Here is a 17,939-nt window from a genome sequence, read left to right as displayed (position 1 = left end):
ATCGGCGGAGCTTACGCCCGCCAGGCGTCTTCTGCGATGACAAAGACCCTGGTCGCCGCGGCCTGCTCGCCAGGACCGGGAGGAAGAAGCCCCCCCTGGTGACGGCTTTTCGCACCTTTGCCGGCCACCGTCCTCCGAAAGAATGTGCTCATGTTCCGTGGCCTGCTTCCGACATAGCTTCCATGAGCGCCTCTCCCTGGTTCGCCCGCCTCTTTCGCCGCCGCGCCGCCCCGTCGACATCGGGGCGGGTGGCCGTGGTTCCGCCGTCGGCTTCGGCCGCGCCGGGCTGGGGCGGCGCCGAGCCGGTCTGGACCACCTGGTGGCCGTCTCGGGTCGGCCATCCCGATGGCGGGGAGACCGAACTGCTGACGCAGGCCCGCGGCGACTTCTGTGCCGCCCTGGATGACCTGCCTGGCGCGGCGGTTCGCGACCTGCGGCTGCGCGCCACCTATGTCGCGTCGCTGGGCGAGCTCTGGCACCTGCGCACCGAGCTCTACAGCCTCATCGCCTGTGAACGCAGCCAAGCCGAAGCCGATCGGCGGCTGACTTTGGTGAACCGTCACTTCCCGGCCCGCATCTCGGGTCATGCATCGACGAACGAGCATCATGCCCATCCCAGCCCTTTCCTCTGACGTGAGCGCCCGTGCCTTCGCCGACACCCTGCCCAGCCAGGCCTTTGACGTCGAACCGGAGGGGGTGGACAGCGCCTTCGAACCCATCGATTACGGCCTGCCGGCCGATCGCGCGGCCCGGTTGGCGGCACGGCGCCTGTTCGTCGAGATGAAGCAGGTGTTCCTCAAGGCCGTGACTCCCCTGCGCGACCGCAAGGGCGACTGGCTGCGCCTGCAGGTTCGCCAGGCTCAGGAGCCGCTGGACCTGTGGCTGCTGCGGGGCCCGGTGCTGTCCGCCCTGCGCGGGGACGACGCGCGCTCGCTGGGCATGCGGGCAGAGCTCTATCGCAGCCTGGACCAGCTGATGGACCATGTGCAGACGCGCGTTCCCGACCAGCTGGATGCCGACCTGCCCCAGTCTTGGGCGTTCTCCTCCTCCGTGAACACGGCGTTGCAAGCCTGGCGCTGAACAGGCGGGGAGCCGGCCAGACAGGCACAGGCACAAGGCACAATCCCGAGGGTGAACATCATCATCCTCGACGACTACCAGGACGCGGTGCGCAAGTTGGCTTGCGCCGGCCAGTTGCATGACCTGCAGGCCAAGGTTTTCACCAACACCGTGAAAGGCCTGGGACAACTGTCCGTGCGGCTGCGCGATGCCGAGGTGCTGGTGGCCATCCGCGAACGCACCCACTTCACCGCGGCCCTGCTGGAAAAGCTGCCCAAGCTGCGTCTCATAGCCCAAACCGGGCGGGTGGGCTCCCACATTGATGTGGAGGCCTGCACGCGCCTGGGCATCGCGGTGGCGGAAGGCCATGGCTCGCCCTACGCGCCGGCCGAGCTGACCTGGGCCTTGATCATGGCGGCGATGCGCCGCCTGCCCCAGTACATCGGCAACCTCAAGCACGGCGCCTGGCAGCAGTCGGGGCTGAAGTCGGCCTCCATGCCGCCCAATTTCGGTCTGGGCGTGCAGCTGCGTGGCAAGGTGCTCGGCGTCTGGGGTTATGGCCAGATCGGGCGCATCGTCGCCGGGTACGGCCGTGCCTTCGACATGGACGTGCGCATCTGGGCCAGCGACGAGAGCCGTGAACGGGCCCTGGCCGATGGCTGGGCGGTGTTCGACAGCCGTGAGGCCTTGTTCGAGCAGAGCGATGTGCTGAGCGTGCACCTGCGCCTGTCCGACCGCACCCGCCATGTCGTGACGCTGGACGACCTGAGCCGCATGAAGCCCACCGCCCTGTTCGTCAACACCTCGCGGGCCGAGCTGGTCGAGGATTCCGCGTTGGTGGCGGCGCTGAACCGGGGCCGGCCCGGCATGGCGGCGGTGGATGTGTTCGAGAGCGAACCGATCCTGCAGGGGCATCCGCTGCTGCGTCTGGAGAACGCGGTCTGCACGCCGCACATCGGCTACGTCGAGCTCGACAACTACGAGCGCTACTTCGCCGCCGCGTTTGAAAACGTCGTCAACTTCTGCAACGGCACCCCCACCCACATCATCAACCCCGAGGCCCTGAAGGTGCTGCGTTGATGCCACCGGCCGAGGGGGACCGCCCAGGGCCGGCGTCCAACCTGCAGCTGTTCACCGCCTTCTCCCGGTTGTCGCTGATGGGGTTTGGCGGCGTGCTGCCGATTGCGCAGCGCGAGCTGGTGGAGCGCCTGGGTTGGCTGCGGGTCGAGGAGTTTGCCGAGCTGCTGTCGGTGGGTCAGGTGCTGCCGGGCCCCAACGTGGTCAACCTGTCGCTGATGGTGGGCGACCGCTATTTCGGCCTGCGGGGGGCGCTCGCCGCCCTGGCGGGCATGCTGTTGCTGCCGCTGATCCTGGTGTTGGCCTTCGCAGCGCTGTACCAGCAGTTCGCGGCAGTGCCGGCCGTGGCCGGCGCCGTGCGCGGCATGGGGGCGGTCTCGGCCGGGCTGGTGATGGCCATTGCGTTGAAGCTGCTGCCGGCCTTGCGGCGCAACCCGCTCGGGCGCCGCCGCTGGGTGCCGGTGACTCTGCTGGTGGTGCTGGCCACAGGCTGGTGGCGCTGGCCGCTGGTGGCAGTCATCGTGCTGTTGGGCGGGCTGTCTTGTCTGTTGGCCTGGCGCTGTCTGGGCCAGACGGCCTCCACGACGGAGCCCACCCCGTGAGCGGCGCCCTGGGTTGGGCCGGGCTGGCCGATCTGTTCCTGCACTGCCTGATGCTGTCCCTGCTGGCCATCGGCGGCGCGATGGCCACCGCACCGGAACTGCAGCGCTTTGTCGTGGTCGACCGCGGCTGGCTGAGCGGTGCGGATTTCACCTCGGCCGTGGCGCTGGCCCAGGCCTCGCCCGGGCCGAACCTGATGTTCATCCCGGTGGTCGGCTACGCCGCCGGTGGGCTGCCGGGGGCGGCCGTGTCGTTGATCGGCATGCTGATCCCCAGCACGGTGCTGACCCTGGCCGTGACCCGCTGGGGCGCTCGCCACCGCGACACCCGCGGGGTGCAGGCCTTCATCGCCGGCATGGTGCCGGTGACGCTGGGGTTGCTGATCGTCTCCGGGGCCTTGCTGGCCCAGCCTCTGCTGCACCAGCCCGTGGCGCTGGTGCTGATGCTGGGCAGCCTGGTGCTGAGCTGGCGCAGCCGGATCTCCCCGGTGTGGCTGATCGCCGTCGGCGCAGCCGCCGGCGTGTTGGGCTGGGTCTGAGGGCCGGCCGGCCCCCTCCCCTCAGCGGGTGCCTTCGTCCTTGGTGCCGAAGATCTTGTCGCCGGCGTCACCCAGGCCGGGGATGATGTAGCCGTCCTCGTTGAGGTGGCTGTCCACCGCGGCGGTCCAGCAACGCACGTCGGGGTGGGCCTTCTCGAGCGCGGCAATGCCTTCGGGCGCGGCCACCATGATCAGGGCCCGGATGTCCCGGCAGCCCCGGCGCTTGAGCAGGTCCACCGTGGCGATCATCGAGCCGGCCGTGGCCAGCATCGGATCGACGATCAGCGCGGTGCGCTGGTCCAGCTCACCGACGAACTTCTCGAAGTAGTGCACCGGCTGCAGCGTCTCGTGGTCACGGGCCAGGCCGACGACGCTGATCTTGGCGTTCGGGATCATGTCCAGCACGCCGTCGAGCATGCCCAGGCCGGCCCGCAGGATGGGCACCACGGTGACCTTGCGGCCAGCGATCTGGTCGACCTCGATCGGGCCGCTCCAGCAGTTGATGGTCACCTTCTCCAGCGGGAAGTCCGAGGTGGCCTCATAGGCCAGCAGACGGGCGATCTCCCCGGTCAGCTCGCGGAACTTCTTGGTCGAGATATCGGCCTCGCGCAGCAGACCGATCTTGTGACGGACCAGCGGATGGGTGACGGCGATGACGGGCATGGTGAGAATTCGATCGAAAGGTGAACAACAGCGGGCAGTGTAGGACGGACCGTCGCGGCGGCCCGCGGCGGCCGTCTGTCAGGCTCAGGCCGCAGGGGTGGTGGTGGCCTGCTGGTGCAGGCGCTGGCGACGGGCCTCGTACAGGCAGACGGCGGCCGCCACCGAGACGTTGAGGCTCTCCACCGCACCGGCCATCGGGATGCTGACCAGTTGGTCGCAGGTCTTGCGGGTCAGCTGGCGCATGCCCTTGTCCTCGGCGCCGAGCACCAGCGCCACCGGCCCGGTCAGGTCCAGGTCATAGAGCGTGTGCTCGGCATCGTCGCTGGTGCCGATGATGCGCACGCCGCGTTCCTTCATCTCGCCCAGCGCCCGGGCCAGGTTGGTCACCATCAGGTAGGGCACCGTCTCGGCAGCGCCGGAGGCCACCTTGGCCACGGTGCCATTGATGCCCACGGCATGGTCGGTCGGGGCCAGCACGGCGTGGGCGCCGGCGCCATCGCACACCCGCAGGCAGGCGCCCAGGTTGTGCGGATCGGTGACGCCATCCAGCACCAGCACCAGCGCCGGGTCGGCCTTCGCCGCCTCGACCTCTTCCAGCACCTCGTCAAGCGAGTGGCGCGGCTTGAGGGCCGTCACGCGGGCCACCACGCCCTGGTGGCGCGGGCCGCCCGACATCTTGCTCAGTTGCTCGTCATCGCTCTCCACCAGCGCAATGCCCGCCTCGCGGGCCCGCTCGATGAAGCCGCGCATGCGCGCATCGCGCCGCCGGGCGTCGAGGTGGATTTCGGTGATGGATTCTGGCGCGGTCTTGAGCCGCACGGTGACGGCGTGAAAACCGTAGAGGACACGTTGGGACATGCCCGGATTGTCCTTGATGGCAAGCGGACGCGGGAGACTCCCCGGCTACATCTTCGCAAACGCCAGCCAGGCCAGCACCGCGCCGATCAGCAAGGGCTGGTGCAGCATGTAGAAACTCAGGGACCAACGGCCCAGCACCGCCAGCGGCCGCAGGGCCGCAGGCACCGGCCCGGCCAGCCAGTGCCGGCGGTGTGTCAGCAGCAGCAGGCCGGCGGCCACGCCCCACAGCATGACCCCCAGCCAGGGCAGGACGGGCACATAGTCTTCCGTGTAGGGCAGTTGCGTGACCAGGCCCGTCCAGTTCAGCCAGCGGGTGTTGAACACCGGGGCCTGGGCCCAGCCAGGCAGGCGCAGGGCCAGCAACCCCAACACGATCAGCAGCGGCACCGCCCCACGGCCCAGACGCCGCCGCAGGGGGGGCACGGTCACCCGCACGATCAGCAGCATCACCGCCATGCCGTGCAGCACGCCGAAGCTGATCCAGCTCTCTGGAAACATGACGGCCGAGCCGATCGACACCAGCGCCGCACAGCCGGCCACGCGGGCCCAACGCCGCCAGAAGCGGGGCCAGCCCTGCCCCGCCTGCAGGGCCACCGCCTGGCCCATGCCTGCACACAACAGGAACAGGGTGACGATGCAGGTGCGCTGAACCGTCCAGAAGGGGTCCGACGGAAAGTGCTGGACCGGATGCAGCAGGCCGTAGTGGTTCAGGTCAAAGCAGAAGTGGAACGAGGCCATCCAGACGATGGCCAGGCCACGCAAGGTGTCCAGCCGGTCGAAGCGGCGGGGAGACTGAGCGGCGGAAGAAGGAGCAGGAATCGCTTGCACGGCGCAGCACGATAGCGCAGCGTCTTGAAGCCGATGTTGCTGGAATACACCATCCAACCACGGAACCGTGGGGACGGAGTAAGGTCCTCTCCGTTGGATTGCCCACTTCAGAATCGTGATGCCATGCCTGACAAGTCCTTCTCCGTGAGCGATCGCTTGACCGATGCCCTGCTGGATCTGGTGGCCCGGGTGCCTCCGACCAAGGAAGAAGCCAGCAGCCGGCCCCGCGCCGAAGCCGGCCGGCTGATGCGGGTGGCCTCGGCCAAGGCGGCGCTGACGGCCGGCACCCTCGCCTTGCCGACTGGCCCGCTGGGTTGGCTGACCATCCTGCCGGAGCTGATGACCGTCTGGCGCCTCCAGGCCCAGATGGTGTCCGACATTGCCGCGGTCTACGGCGTGCCGCACGCCCCGACGCGGGAACAGATGCTCTACTGCCTGTTCCGCCATGCCGCAGCCCAGGCCGTGCGGGATCTGGTGGCGCGGGCCAGTGACCGTCTGCTGGTCCAGGAGGCCAGTGCCGCGGCCCTGCAGCAGGCCGCACGGGCCGTGGGGCTGGTCCTCACCCGCCGGGTGGCCAAGCGAAGTGCCTCACGCTGGGTGCCCCTGCTGGGGGCGGCCGGCGTCGGCACCTATGCCTGGCTGGACACCCGCCAGGTGGCCCATGCGGCCATCGAGCTGTTCCAGCGACCACGGCTGACGGTGGATCAGGCCTGATTTCGCAGCCGCAGCTGAACCCCTTGGTGGATCTGGCGCAGCTCCTGCAGTGTCGCGGAGATGTCGGCCTGCTGGTGTTCCAGGCTGGTCACTGCCCGCTGCAGCTCCTCTTCGGCCGTTCGCAGGCGGGAGGTGTCCTGCAGTTCCAGCGCCCCATAAAGATCCAGGTAGTGGCGGATCTGGGCCAGCGACGCGCCCAGTGACTTGGCCCGCAGGATCAGCACCAGCCGCGAACGGTCGCGCTGGCTGTACACCCGTGACCCATTGACACGCCGGGGTTGCAGCAGCCCCTTGTCTTCGTAGAAACGGATGGCCCGCAAGGTGATCCCGAACTCCCGGCACAGTTCGGTGATGCCGAACAAAGGTTCGGAAGGTTCGGGCTGTTCTGGAATGGACATGCCGAGCGCCCCTGCGCTGATCCCGCAAACCCCATGTCTACAGGAACTGCGATCGGATCCTAGGCAAGGGCAAGCGGCTCGCCTATTCGCGTATGTGCTGACAGGGGCGTCCCGAGGCTCACGCAAGTGACACAAGAAAAAAGCCAGCCGCAAGGGCTGGCTTTGATCGATGCGCGCTGCGCTGCTCAGCGTTTGCTGGCGCTCAATTGGGGCGTCACCGCTGGCCCCAGGCCCGTATCGACGCGCCAGATGCCTTCGGAGGTGAGCTTGGTGCCATCGTACTTGTAGCGGTTGTAGTAGATGAACGGCCCCTGCTCTGTGATGAAGTACTCGGGATCTTCGCGGGCGCGGGAAGGCGCACCGCTGGACACCAGTTTCTTGATCTTGGCGTTGTCGGTCGTGATGCCCATCATGCCCAGCAGGTTGGGCTGGGTGTAGTCGCTCCAGTCCGGCGACGTGTTCATCTGGAAGAACACGTAGGACTTGCCGTTGTGCACGAAGTACTCCGGCGACCAGACATAGGGTGTGGCAACCGGCAGCGTCTGCTTGAGGACCTTCGTCCAGGTCTTGCTGCCGTCGCCATTGGTCAGCTGGCGATAGATGACGATCGCGGCCCCATTGCGCACCGCCGCGATCACGTAGTCCCCGCCATACTCCGGGGCGGACCACATCGAGGCTCCCTTGATGTTCGCCTTCTCGTTGGTGATCTGTTCGCTCACGCCGGTGGTGGCGTCATACAGGAACAGCTGGTAATAGCCCGATGCCGCCATGCCCGAAACGATGACCTTGTTCGTGCCATCGACCGAGCGCCGGAAGGAGCTGGCATCCCCGACACCGCTGACCGTGATCGGCAACTCGCTGGCCGGGTTGTTCTCCAGCCGGCTGAAGGCGTAGGACGTCGAGGTGTTCTGATAGTGCAGATAGGGGACGGGGTCGGCCAAATCGGAGGATCCCATCGGGTTGACCTTGCCCAGACTGTTGTCCAAGGTCGTCACAGCCCAGCCGCCTCCTGACAGGTCGGTGGCGGTGGCCAGATTCGCCGAGGCGTCTGAAATCGGCACCCCTGGCTGGAAGCGGGTGTAGACGATCTGCGACCCCAACGCCGAGCGTACCCATTCCGGACCGTTCAGGTACAGGGCTGCCGGGGCGGCTCGGTTGTCGACTTGCACCCCCTTGCCATTGGCCGGGATGAAGTTGCCTGTGGCCGGATCGACCGAAGCCACCCACAGCTTGTAGGTGTTGTCGATGAAGGCCAGACGGCTGTTACCAGCACCTTGGTTGCAGCTCGGGCAGTTCACGCCGTTGCGACCCCAGTCGAACTCGTAATCAAAGATGTTCGTGGTGCTGACCTGCACCTCCGTTCCTGCATGCGCAGCGGCGGCACCCAGCGTCAGAAACGCCACCGCCCCCCATTGCCACCACGGCAACGGGTGCCCGCTTGATCGATCGCGTTTCGCGCTTTTCACCATCATGAAATCTTCCTTCACTCCCGGGCCCGACCACGGTCGGCAGGCCTGATGTAACAGTGTGCATCCTGGGGTGCACCAGGTTGAAGCACCCCCCCCCAAGGATGAAGTGAAAGTACCGGTGACATCCATCACAGAAAATACGATGACATCCCTTGGGCAGAGGAGACGGCGCCGCCCGTCGGAAGCTCGGTACCATGCGGCCCCATGAGACTGTCTGACCGAACCCGCCAACTGGAACTGCTTGCGCCAGCCCGGGATGCCGAGATCGGCATCGAGGCGATCAACCATGGCGCCGACGCGGTCTACATCGGAGGGCCCGGTTTTGGTGCACGCGCTTCAGCGGGCAACCCGATCGAGGACATCGAGCGTCTGGTCCGGCATGCCCATCGGTTCGGCAGCAAGATCTTCATCACCCTCAACACCATCTTGCGCGACGACGAACTCGAGTCGGCCCGTCGCATGGCCTGGCAGGTGTACGAGGCCGGGGTGGATGCGCTCATCATCCAGGACATGGGGCTGCTGGAGATCGACCTGCCGCCGATCCAGCTGCATGCCAGCACCCAGTGCGACATCCGCTCGGTCGAGAAAGCGCGCTTCCTGGCGGCATCCGGCTTCTCCCAGGTCGTGCTGGCGCGGGAACTGAGCTTGCCCCAGATCCGGGCGGTGGCCGACGCCCTGCCTGCCGGCACGGTGGTCGAGTTCTTTGTGCATGGTGCCCTCTGCGTGGCCTATTCCGGCCAGTGCTATGTGAGCCACGCCCAGACCGGCCGCAGCGCCAACCGGGGCGATTGCTCCCAGGCCTGCCGCCTGCCGTGGACGGTGACGGACACCCAGGGCCGCATCGTGGCCCATGAAAAGCATGTGCTGTCGATGAAGGACAACAACCAGTCCGCCAACCTGGCGGCGCTGGTGGATGCGGGCGTGCGCAGCTTCAAGATCGAGGGGCGCTACAAGGACATGGGCTATGTGAAGAACATCACTGCCCATTACCGGCGCCTGCTGGACCAGTTGCTGGAGGAGCGCACCGACCTGGCCCCCGCCTCCAGCGGCCGGACGAGCTTTCTGTTCACACCGGATCCAGACCGCAACTTCAACCGGGGCAGCACCGACTACTTCGTGCAGGGCCGCCAGCAGGACATCGGCGCTTTCGACACCCCCAAGCACGCCGGCCTGCCGCTGGGCCATGTCGCCCGTGTCGGGGTGGACCATCTGGAGGTCGAGCTCGATGCCGGCATCGGTGCGCTGAACAACGGCGACGCCATCACCTGGTTCGATCTGCAGCAGGAGCTGCGCGGCGTGCCGATCAACACCGCCGAGCCGCTGGACGCCAACGGCCGGCGGTTCAGGGTGGTGCCCAAGGACCCGCTGGCCGAGCTGAAGGATCTGCGCCGCGGCACGGTGTTGATGCGCAACCGGGACATGGCCTGGGACCGGGTACTGCGCAAGAAGAGCAGCGACCGGCGCATCGCGCTGGATTGGCACCTGTCGGAGACACCGACCGGCCTGGCGCTCACCGCAACAGACGAGGACGGGTATTCAGCGCAGGCCACGCTGGCGCATCCCCATGAGCCCGCCCAGCAGCCCGAGCGGGCCGAGGCTGCGCTGCGCGAGGGGCTGGCCAAGCTGGGCAGCACAATCTTCCGGGCCCGCGACATCGCGCTGTCGCTGAGCCAGCCCTGGTTCCTGCCAGCGGCGGCGCTGAACGCCTTGCGCCGCGACGCGGTGGCGGCGCTGGAGGCCACGCGCGAGGCCGGGCGTGAGCGTCTGGCCCGGCGGCCGCCCGTCGAGCCCCCGGTGCCCTTTCCCGAGGACACCCTGAGCTACCTGGCCAACGTCTACAACCAGAAGGCGCGCGATTTCTACGCCCGCCATGGGGTGAAGATCATCGAGGCTGCCTACGAGAGCCACGAGGCCCTGGGCGACGCCAGCCTGATGATCACCAAGCACTGCGTGCGCTACTCGCTCAGCCTGTGCCCCAAACAGGCCAAGGGCGTGACGGGGGTGCAGGGCACGGTGCGGGCCGAGCCGCTGACCCTCCAGAACGGCGACGAGGTGCTGACGCTGCGCTTTGACTGCAAGCCCTGCGAGATGCATGTCGTGGGCCGGATCAAGAAGAACATCCTGAATCAGGCCCAGGCCGCCGAGCGCACAGCCGTCCGGGAAGGGGTGCCGATCCAGTTCTACCGGACGCGACCCCGCCGTCAGACCGCGGCCGGCTGAAGGCCGCCGGTCAGCCGCTTCAGCGCGGCCTCGTCCAGGGTTTCGTGCTGCAGCAGTTCGGCGGCGCCCTCGTCCAGCACCGCCCGGTGCTGCGTCAGCAAGGTGGTGGCCCGCTCGAAGGCGCCCATCACCAGGGCACGGATGGCCTGGTCGATGCGCTCCTGGGTCTGCTCCGAGACATGGGTGACCGCCGGTTGCGGGCTGGCCCCCTCCCCGCCCTCCAGCATGGCGTTGCGCTGGGTTTCGTAGGCGACAAAACCGATCTCCGGGTCCATGCCATAGCGCATCACCATTTCGCGCGCCAGGTCGGTGGCCTTGGCCAGATCGTCCGAGGCACCGGTGGAAAGCTCGCCAAAGACCAGCATCTCCGCCGCCCGGCCGCCCAACAGCACCGCCATCTTGCGGTCCAGTTCGACCTTGGTCATCAGGTAGCGGTCCTCGGTCGGACGCTGGATGGTGTAGCCCAGCGAGCCGATGCCGCGCGGGATGATGCTGACCTTGTGCACCGGGTCGGTCCCCGGCTGGGTCAGCGCCACCAGGGTGTGGCCCATCTCATGGACGGCCACGGTGTGACGCTCCTTGGGGATCAGCAGGCGGTTCTTCTTTTCCAGGCCGGCGACGATCCGCTCCACCGCGGCGGTGAAGTCGGCCAGCGTCACTTCGCTGGCCTGCCGGCGGGTGGCCACCAGCGCCGCCTCGTTGACCAGGTTGGCCAGGTCGGCGCCGGAGAAGCCGGGCGTCAGGGCCGCCACCTCGTCGAGCTTCAGGTCGGGCGCCAGGGTGATCTTGCGCACATGCACCTTCAGGATGTCCAGCCGCCCCTTCTTGTCGGGCCGATCCACCAGCACCTGGCGGTCGAAGCGGCCGGCGCGCAGCAGCGCCGGGTCGAGGATCTCCGGCCGGTTGGTGGCGGCCAGGATGATCAGACCGGCCTTGGCATCGAAGCCGTCCATCTCGACCAGCAGCTGGTTGAGGGTCTGCTCCTTCTCGTCGTGCCCGCCCAGCCCGGGAAAGGCACCACGGGCGCGGCCCAGGGCATCCAGCTCGTCGATGAAGATGATGGCCGGCGCCTGGGCCCGGGCCTGCTCGAACAGGTCACGCACCCGCGCGGCGCCCACCCCGACGAACATCTCGACGAATTCGCTGCCCGAGATCGAGAAGAACGGCACCCCGGCCTCCCCCGCCACCGCGCGGGCCAGCAGGGTCTTGCCGGTGCCCGGGGGGCCGACCAGCAGCACGCCCTTGGGAATGTGTGCGCCCAGGCGGCCGAAGGCCTCGGGGTGTTTCAGAAAATCCACCACCTCGGCCAACTCGGCCCGGGCCTCATCCACCCCGGCCACGTCGGCAAAGGTCACACCGGTGTCGGTCTGCACATAGACCTTCGCGCGGCTCTTGCCGATGGCCATGAAGCCGCCCAGCCCGCCACCGGCCTTGTCGGCAAAACGCCGGAACACGAAGAACCAGAGCCCGAAGAACACGGCGGCCGGCACGATCCAGGACAGCAGGTCGCGCAGGAAGGTGCTCTCGATGACCCGGCTGTACGGCACGTGGTAGGCGTCCAGCCGGGCGGCGATGTCCGACTCGACCCGGTTGGTGACCAGCAGCACCTTGCTGCCCTGCGGCGTCTTGAGCCTGCCGGTCAGCTGGCGGTCCGAGACCTGCACCTCGGCGATCTTGCCGTCGGCCAGGGCCTGCTCGAAGGCGCTGTACGGCACCGCCTCGACCTCGCGGGCACTCTGCCACAGGTCCTGCAGGGTCAACAGCATCAGGACGGCGATGAACCAGTAGCTGAGATTCCAGGTGTGTTTTTGGGTGATGGGCATGGTGGTGAGGTGGATTCCGCGGACCTGGGCTCAGGCCTGGGGCGGGGTGTTGTCGGCGCCGGGCGCCAGTTCGCGGCGCAGGCGCTCCAGCTCCTGCAGCCAGGCCTGCGCATCGCCGTAGTCGGTGAAGTGGCGGTAGTGGGGGTGGCTGCCCAGCACCCGCCGGGCATGCTTGATGGGGCACCAGTATTGCTCGGTCCGGGCCGCGATCTCGCGGGCGTAGGCCAGCACGCCGTTGCCATAGCTGCAGTAGGCGCAGTTGAGCTTTTCAATCAGGTTGAGGTAGGCCAGGCTGCCGCGGTCGAACACCAGATGCTCGGCCCGACGGACCTTGGCAATGCCGTAGACCGGAAAGCAGATCCACTGGTAGAGCGTGACGAACAGATCCAGCAACAGAAACGGCACGATGCCGGCGTAGATCACCGGGGTGGTCAGCACGAACAGCGGCGGGGCATCGGCCACATAACGGCCCAGCCGGCGCCGCAGGGCCTTCTGCCGCGCCAGCACCGACTGCTCGAACTGCACGCCGGTCTCGGTCAGCCGGACCTGCAATTCCTCCCGGTGCCGGGCGACCTCCTGCTCAATGTCGGTTTCGACCTCGTGCAGCCGCTGCAGCAGGGCCTGCAGGCGCTCCGTCATGCCGCAGCTCGCCCGGGAGCGGGCCCATCAGTAGTGCGGAGGGATTTCATCGCGCAGGCTTCGGAACGTGGGGCTGGCCTCGGCATCGGACTGCCGACGCAGCTGCAGCAACTCCCGCAGCAGGAGGTCGATCTGCTCCTGCTGCCGGGCGACCGTGGCATTGAGGTGTTCCAGCAGATCGTCGGTGAAGCTGAGCTTGACCTCCAGATCGACAAGGCGCTGTTCCAGGGCATCGGACGAGATCGGCATGAGGGCGGTTCGGAGATAAGGGAGTTCATCCCGGCTTATTGGCTGCTTGCCCCCGGGATGCCTGTTTACAGTCTATCGAAGCCACGCCTGCCACGGCGGTGATACCGAAGAAGTTGTCAGAGGAACCCTTCCATGCGCGTCAACCTGCCTGTCACGCAGCAGCAGTTTCCCATCCCTGCGGGCAGTTTGTTGGTCTCCACGACGGACGAGCAGGGTCGCATCACCCACTGCAACCGGGCCTTCGTGGAGGTCAGTGGGTATGAATACGACGAGTTGATCCATCAACCCCACAACCTGATTCGCCATCCCGACATGCCGCCGGAGGCGTTCAAGGACATGTGGTCGACGATCGGGCGGGGCCGCCCCTGGTCCGGCGTGGTGAAGAACCGCCGCAAGAACGGGGACCACTACTGGGTGATGGCGCATGTCGTGCCCATCATGAAAAACGGCAAGCCCACCGGCTACATGTCGGTGCGGGAAGAAGCCAGCCCCGAGGACGTCCGTGCTGCCGAGGCGCTGTACGCGCAGATCACACAGGGACGGGAAACCGGGCGGCACCGGCTGAAGCTGCATGCGGGACGCGTGCGCTACCTCGGGCCGCGGGATCTGCCCAACCTGCTGCATCGCCTGACGCTGACCCAGCGGCTGGCGGCGGGGCTGGGGGCCGTGGTGGTCTGCATGCTGGGGGCCTCTGCGTTGGTGCCCGCTGCACCGATCTGGGCGGCGGCGGCCACCGCCGCGCTTGGGTCGGCTGTGGTCGTGACCTGGTTCCACCAGAGCGTGCAGCGCCGCATGGACGATGCCGAGCAATTCGCCAACGACCTGGCGGGCTGCAACCTCGCGTCGAGCATCGACCAGGTCCACCCGCACCCGCTCAGCGGGCTGACCCGCGCACTCAGCCACATCCAGATGAACCTGCGGGCCGTCATCGGGGATGCCCGCGCAGAGGTGGCCGGCACGACCGACTCCATTGGGGAGATCGCCCGCGGCAGCAAGGACCTGTCCGAGCGCACCGAGGCCCAGGCCAGCGCCGTTCAGCGCACGGCCGCGTCGATGGAGCAGATGGCCGGCACGGTGCAGCAGACGGCCCAGACGGCGGCCCAGGTCCAGCGCCAGAGCCTGGACACGGCGTCGGCCGCCACCCAGGGCGGTGAGGCGATGACCCGGGTCGGCACCACCATCAGTTCCATCGACGAGGCCTCGCACAAGGTGGCCAGCATCGTGCAGATCATCGAGAGCCTGGCCTTCCAGACCAACATCCTGGCCCTGAATGCCGCGGTGGAAGCCGCCCGCGCCGGTGAACAGGGCCGCGGCTTTGCCGTGGTGGCCGGCGAGGTGCGCGCCCTGGCCCGCCGCAGCGGCGAGGCCGCCACCGAGATCCGCGCGCTGATCGGCCGCTCGGTCGAGCAGGTCGAACAAGGCACCCGGCAGGTGGCCGACGCCAACCAGACCATCCACCGCACCGTGGCCGAGGTGCAGCGCGTGGGCGAGATGATCCGCGAGATCAGCGCTGCCACCGCCGAGCAATCCACCGGCCTGTCCGAGGTGAACACCGCGGTGGCCGATCTGGAGCAGATGACCCAGGCCAATGCCGCACTGGTGGAACAGACCGCCGCCGCGGTCGAGGTCCTGCACCACCGCACCGACGCCCTGCGCCGCTCGGTCCAGGTCTTCAATTTCTGAACCCCCGGGCAGGCTGTCCCTGCCACGGTGTGGTGTCGCGGTGACACGCCGCCGGCGATAGAACGTGCACACTGCGCGTTCCGCCGTCTTGGCCCTTGCGGCCACTCTGCCCACCGATGAGTCGCTACCCTCACCTGCTCCAGCCCCTGGACCTGGGATTCACCACGCTGAAGAACCGGGTCCTGATGGGCTCCATGCACACGGGCCTGGAGGATGGCCGGGACCTGAGCCGCCTGGCCACCTATTTTGCCGAGCGTGCGCGGGGTGACGTGGGGCTGATCGTGACCGGTGGTTTTGCGCCCAACATGGTGGGTTGGCTCAAACCGTTCTCTGGCCTGCTGGCGTCCCAGGCCGGGGTGCGTCGGCACCGCGCCGTCACCCAGGCGGTGCACGACGAGGGCGGCAAGATTGCGCTGCAGATCCTGCACGCTGGTCGCTATGCCTACCACCCGCTGGCCGTGGCGCCCAGCGCCCTGCGTTCGCCCATCTCGCCGTTCCGGCCGCATGCGCTCAGCAGCGCCGGTGTCGAGCGGCAGATCCGCGCCTTCGTCCGCTGCGCGGTGCTGGCCCGTGAGGCCGGCTACGACGGGGTCGAGATCATGGGCAGCGAAGGCTACCTGATCAACCAGTTCCTGGCCGCGGCGACCAACCAGCGGGACGACGCATGGGGCGGCCCCTATGCGCAGCGCATGCGCTTTCCGGTGGAGATCGTCCGACGCACCCGCGAGGCGGTGGGGCCGGATTTCATCCTGATCTTCCGCCTCTCGATGATCGACCTGGTGCCGGGCGGCTCCAGTTGGGCCGAGGTGGTGCAGCTGGGCCGGGCCCTGGAAGCCGCCGGTGCCACGATCATCAACACCGGCATCGGCTGGCACGAGGCCCGGGTGCCGACCATCGCCACCAGTGTGCCGCGGGCCGCCTTTGCCTGGCTGGCCAAGAAGATGCGGGCCGAACTGAAGATCCCGGTGGTGGCGAGCAACCGCATCAACACGCCCGAAACGGCGGAGGTGCTGCTGGCCGAAGGCTATGCGGACATGGTGTCGATGGCCCGCCCGCTGCTGGCCGATCCGGACTTCGTGCGCAAGGCCCACGACGGCCGGGCCGATGAGATCAACACCTGCATCGCCTGCAACCAGGCCTGCCTGGACCACATCTTCGCCAACCGGCTGGCCAGTTGCCTGGTGAATCCGCGTGCGGCGCATGAGACGACGCTGCGCATCCTGCCGGTCCATGCGCCCAGACGCTTGGCCGTGGTTGGCGCCGGGCCGGCCGGCCTGGCAGCGGCCACCACGCTGGCCGAGCGCGGCCACGAGGTGCATCTGTTCGAGGCTGCGCAGGAGATCGGCGGGCAGCTCAACCTGGCCAAGCAGGTGCCAGGCAAGGAAGAGTTCCATGAGACGTTGCGCTACTGGCGCCGGCGCCTGGACGTTACCGGCGTGTACCTGCACCTGGGGCGCCGGGTGCAGGCCGAGCACCTGGTGCACGATGGTTTCCACGAGGTGGTGCTGGCCACCGGCGTGCTGCCGCGCAACCCCCGCATCCCGGGACAGGAGCACCCCAAGGTGCTCAGCTATGTGGATGTGCTGCAGGGCGCGCACGTGGGCGACCGTGTGGCCATCATCGGCGCCGGCGGCATCGGCTTTGATGTGGCGGAATTCCTGACCCAGACGGGGCGCTCCAGCGCGCTCGACCTGCCTGCCTGGCTGGCGGAATGGGGTGTGACGGACCCGGCCCTGGCCCGGGGCGGCCTGGTGGAAGGCGCCCTGCCGGTCCACCGGTCACCGCGGGATGTGCTGCTGTTGCAGCGCCGTGCCGGCAAGCTGGGCGCCGGGCTGGGCAAGACCACCGGTTGGATCCACCGTGCTGCATTGAAACAGCGCGGTGTGAAGTTTGTCGGTGGCGTGAACTACGAGCGCATTGGCGATGCCGGTCTGCAGGTGTCCGACGGTGAGCGACGCGACAACCTGCGCTGGCTGGAGGTGGACACGGTGGTGCTCTGTGCCGGGCAGGAATCACTGCGCAGCCTGCAGCAGCCGCTGGAAGCCGCCGGCCTGCAGGTGCATGTGATCGGCGGTGCTCAGGAAGCCGGTGAGCTCGATGCCAAGCGGGCCATCGACCAGGGCGTGCGCCTGGGCGCCCGCCTCTGAGCGCGCGCCCAGGCGTTACCGCTTGCCGTTTTCGTGGCCGATCACGCCGCCGATGACGGCGCCGCCGATGGCGCCGGCCGTGGTGCCGCCGGTGATCACCGAGCCGGCCACGGCGCCCAAACCGGCACCAACCGCAGTGTCCTTGGAGCGCTGGCTCATGCCGGCACAGCCGGTCAGGGACAGGGCCGACAGGCCCAGGATGGCAATCGAAACGCAGCGAACAGAGGTGTGAGTGGTCATGAGGGTCTCCTGGCAGTGGCCAGGACGTCAGCTTCGCGCCGTCGCGCCGACCAGGCCATCAGCCAGCCGCCCGATCGCTTGTCGGAATGCGCCGACAGCCTGGCGCCGCAGCGGCTCAGTCGCCCCAGAAGCCACGCCGACGCACCGGCCGCACCGACGACAGCGTGTCGTTCAGATTCCAGCGTGACAGATCAGGGTACTGGCCAGGCCCCACGGTGATGCAGCGGCCACGGAAATCCGCATCGCTGCACAGTTCCCACTGCCCGCGCCGGATGACCACAGAAGAGACACGATCGTTGAAGTTCGCCTGGCTCAGATCGGCCAGGCCTTGGCTGGCGTCCAGCGAGCGCCCCCGGAAGTTGTTGTGCTCGTACAGGTCGATGGCGTGTTCACCTCCGTCCTGCCAGGCCCCGTCGCCCCAGCCGTTCGACTCAGGCCGCACCGAGGAGAGGCGGTCGTTCAACCCCATTTCGGACAGCGAGGGATAGCCGCCCGGAGCGAGGCTGACGCATTGCCCCCGAAAGTGCGCATCGCTGCAGGCCACCCAGCGCCCGCCCCGCACGATGATGGACGAGACCCGGTCGTTGAAGCCGATGTCGCGCAGGTCGGACACCTCGCCCGAGGTGGACTGGGCACGCCCCTGGAAGTTCGCATCCTGGTAGAGCGTGATGTCCGCCCACGCGGCTCCCGACATCAGCACCATCCATCCAGCCAGCAGCCAAGGCTTCAGCATG

The 17,939-nt window shown here is 68.0% G+C and carries 19 protein-coding genes; 9 read left to right on the top strand and 10 right to left on the bottom strand.

From position 1 onward, the window contains the following. Window positions 1–182: 182 nt before the first annotated feature. The 5 genes from KGA65_RS07540 to KGA65_RS07520 are packed head-to-tail and all read left to right on the top strand — an operon-like array spanning window position 183 to window position 3,274. Complete coding sequence (locus KGA65_RS07540; RefSeq protein ID WP_225862525.1) at window positions 183–632, top strand: hypothetical protein; 450 nt, start codon at window positions 183–185, stop codon at window positions 630–632. Continuing rightward, on the top strand, window positions 607–1,080 hold the full coding sequence (locus KGA65_RS07535) for a hypothetical protein (protein ID WP_225862524.1): 474 nt from the start codon (window positions 607–609) through the stop codon (window positions 1,078–1,080). The genes KGA65_RS07540 and KGA65_RS07535 overlap by 26 nt, the downstream gene beginning before the upstream one ends. Before the next feature lie 51 nt (window positions 1,081–1,131). Then, the gene (locus KGA65_RS07530; RefSeq protein WP_225862523.1) at window positions 1,132–2,139 is read left to right on the top strand and encodes a D-2-hydroxyacid dehydrogenase family protein; all 1,008 of its coding nucleotides are present in this window, start codon (window positions 1,132–1,134) and stop codon (window positions 2,137–2,139) included. Continuing rightward, the gene (locus KGA65_RS07525) at window positions 2,139–2,738 is read left to right on the top strand and encodes a chromate transporter (protein ID WP_225862522.1); all 600 of its coding nucleotides are present in this window, start codon (window positions 2,139–2,141) and stop codon (window positions 2,736–2,738) included. The genes KGA65_RS07530 and KGA65_RS07525 overlap by 1 nt, the downstream gene beginning before the upstream one ends. Further along, on the top strand, window positions 2,735–3,274 hold the full coding sequence (locus tag KGA65_RS07520; RefSeq protein WP_225862521.1) for a chromate transporter: 540 nt from the start codon (window positions 2,735–2,737) through the stop codon (window positions 3,272–3,274). Before KGA65_RS07525 ends, KGA65_RS07520 begins: the two co-directional genes overlap by 4 nt. A 21-nt stretch (window positions 3,275–3,295) precedes the next feature. Here the strand turns inward: KGA65_RS07520 and upp are convergent, their stop codons facing one another. The 3 genes from upp to KGA65_RS07505 all read right to left on the bottom strand — a co-directional run bounded on the left by upp (window position 3,296) and on the right by KGA65_RS07505 (window position 5,623). Further along, window positions 3,296–3,937 (bottom strand): uracil phosphoribosyltransferase, encoded by a 642-nt coding sequence (gene upp / locus KGA65_RS07515; protein WP_225862520.1) that lies wholly within the window; start codon window positions 3,935–3,937, stop codon window positions 3,296–3,298. Window positions 3,938–4,021: 84 nt separating this feature from the next. After that, window positions 4,022–4,795 carry a 23S rRNA (guanosine(2251)-2'-O)-methyltransferase RlmB gene (rlmB, locus tag KGA65_RS07510; RefSeq protein WP_225862519.1) on the bottom strand — a complete coding sequence of 258 codons (774 nt, stop codon included), beginning with the start codon at window positions 4,793–4,795 and terminating at the stop codon, window positions 4,022–4,024. 45 nt (window positions 4,796–4,840) lie between these two features. Further along, a complete protein-coding gene (locus tag KGA65_RS07505) occupies window positions 4,841–5,623 on the bottom strand; it encodes a heparan-alpha-glucosaminide N-acetyltransferase (protein WP_225862518.1) in 783 nt (260 codons plus the stop codon). Window positions 5,624–5,746: 123 nt separating this feature from the next. Here KGA65_RS07505 and KGA65_RS07500 point away from each other — a divergent pair, with 123 nt between their 5' ends. After that, window positions 5,747–6,337 (top strand): EcsC family protein, encoded by a 591-nt coding sequence (locus KGA65_RS07500; protein WP_225862517.1) that lies wholly within the window; start codon window positions 5,747–5,749, stop codon window positions 6,335–6,337. Here the strand turns inward: KGA65_RS07500 and KGA65_RS07495 are convergent. After that, window positions 6,328–6,735 (bottom strand): MerR family transcriptional regulator, encoded by a 408-nt coding sequence (locus KGA65_RS07495; protein WP_225862516.1) that lies wholly within the window; start codon window positions 6,733–6,735, stop codon window positions 6,328–6,330. The two genes, KGA65_RS07500 and KGA65_RS07495, sit on opposite strands and share 10 nt — an antisense overlap. 185 nt (window positions 6,736–6,920) lie before the next feature. Then, window positions 6,921–8,207: a hypothetical protein gene (locus KGA65_RS07490; RefSeq protein ID WP_225862515.1), complete on the bottom strand. Its 1,287-nt coding sequence runs from the start codon at window positions 8,205–8,207 to the stop codon at window positions 6,921–6,923. A gap of 207 nt (window positions 8,208–8,414) precedes the next feature. On the opposite strand from KGA65_RS07490, the gene KGA65_RS07485 reads away from it, so the two are divergent. Further along, the gene (locus KGA65_RS07485; RefSeq protein ID WP_375142618.1) at window positions 8,415–10,424 is read left to right on the top strand and encodes a peptidase U32 family protein; all 2,010 of its coding nucleotides are present in this window, start codon (window positions 8,415–8,417) and stop codon (window positions 10,422–10,424) included. Here the strand turns inward: KGA65_RS07485 and ftsH are convergent. Genes ftsH through KGA65_RS07470 form a run of 3 tightly spaced genes read right to left on the bottom strand, consistent with a single transcriptional unit; the run spans window position 10,406 to window position 13,135 of the window. After that, window positions 10,406–12,247, bottom strand: a complete 1,842-nt coding sequence (ftsH, locus tag KGA65_RS07480) for an ATP-dependent zinc metalloprotease FtsH (RefSeq protein WP_255650469.1) — start codon at window positions 12,245–12,247, stop codon at window positions 10,406–10,408. The two genes, KGA65_RS07485 and ftsH, sit on opposite strands and share 19 nt — an antisense overlap. Before the next feature lie 30 nt (window positions 12,248–12,277). Beyond that, window positions 12,278–12,886, bottom strand: a complete 609-nt coding sequence (locus KGA65_RS07475; protein WP_225862513.1) for a hypothetical protein — start codon at window positions 12,884–12,886, stop codon at window positions 12,278–12,280. A gap of 27 nt (window positions 12,887–12,913) precedes the next feature. Then, on the bottom strand, window positions 12,914–13,135 hold the full coding sequence (locus KGA65_RS07470; protein ID WP_225862512.1) for a SlyX family protein: 222 nt from the start codon (window positions 13,133–13,135) through the stop codon (window positions 12,914–12,916). Window positions 13,136–13,267: 132 nt separating this feature from the next. Between KGA65_RS07470 and KGA65_RS07465 the strand changes: the two genes are divergently transcribed. Together KGA65_RS07465 and KGA65_RS07460 are read left to right on the top strand one after the other, a co-directional pair. Continuing rightward, a complete protein-coding gene (locus KGA65_RS07465; RefSeq protein WP_225862511.1) occupies window positions 13,268–14,818 on the top strand; it encodes a methyl-accepting chemotaxis protein in 1,551 nt (516 codons plus the stop codon). 116 nt (window positions 14,819–14,934) lie between these two features. Beyond that, window positions 14,935–16,965, top strand: a complete 2,031-nt coding sequence (locus KGA65_RS07460) for an oxidoreductase (RefSeq protein ID WP_225862510.1) — start codon at window positions 14,935–14,937, stop codon at window positions 16,963–16,965. 15 nt (window positions 16,966–16,980) lie between these two features. Here KGA65_RS07460 and KGA65_RS07455 read toward each other — a convergent pair whose 3' ends face one another. Both KGA65_RS07455 and KGA65_RS07450 read right to left on the bottom strand, forming a co-directional pair. After that, complete coding sequence (locus tag KGA65_RS07455; protein ID WP_225862509.1) at window positions 16,981–17,205, bottom strand: YMGG-like glycine zipper-containing protein; 225 nt, start codon at window positions 17,203–17,205, stop codon at window positions 16,981–16,983. A 115-nt stretch (window positions 17,206–17,320) separates the two neighbouring features. After that, window positions 17,321–17,938, bottom strand: a complete 618-nt coding sequence (locus KGA65_RS07450) for a beta/gamma-crystallin (protein ID WP_225862508.1) — start codon at window positions 17,936–17,938, stop codon at window positions 17,321–17,323. Window position 17,939 lies beyond the last annotated feature (1 nt).

The organism is Ideonella benzenivorans, from assembly GCF_020387415.1.
Lineage (GTDB): Bacteria > Pseudomonadota > Gammaproteobacteria > Burkholderiales > Burkholderiaceae_C > Ideonella > Ideonella benzenivorans.
Note: the sequence above shows the minus strand (reverse complement) of the source record. Positions and strands in the feature narration are given on the sequence as shown.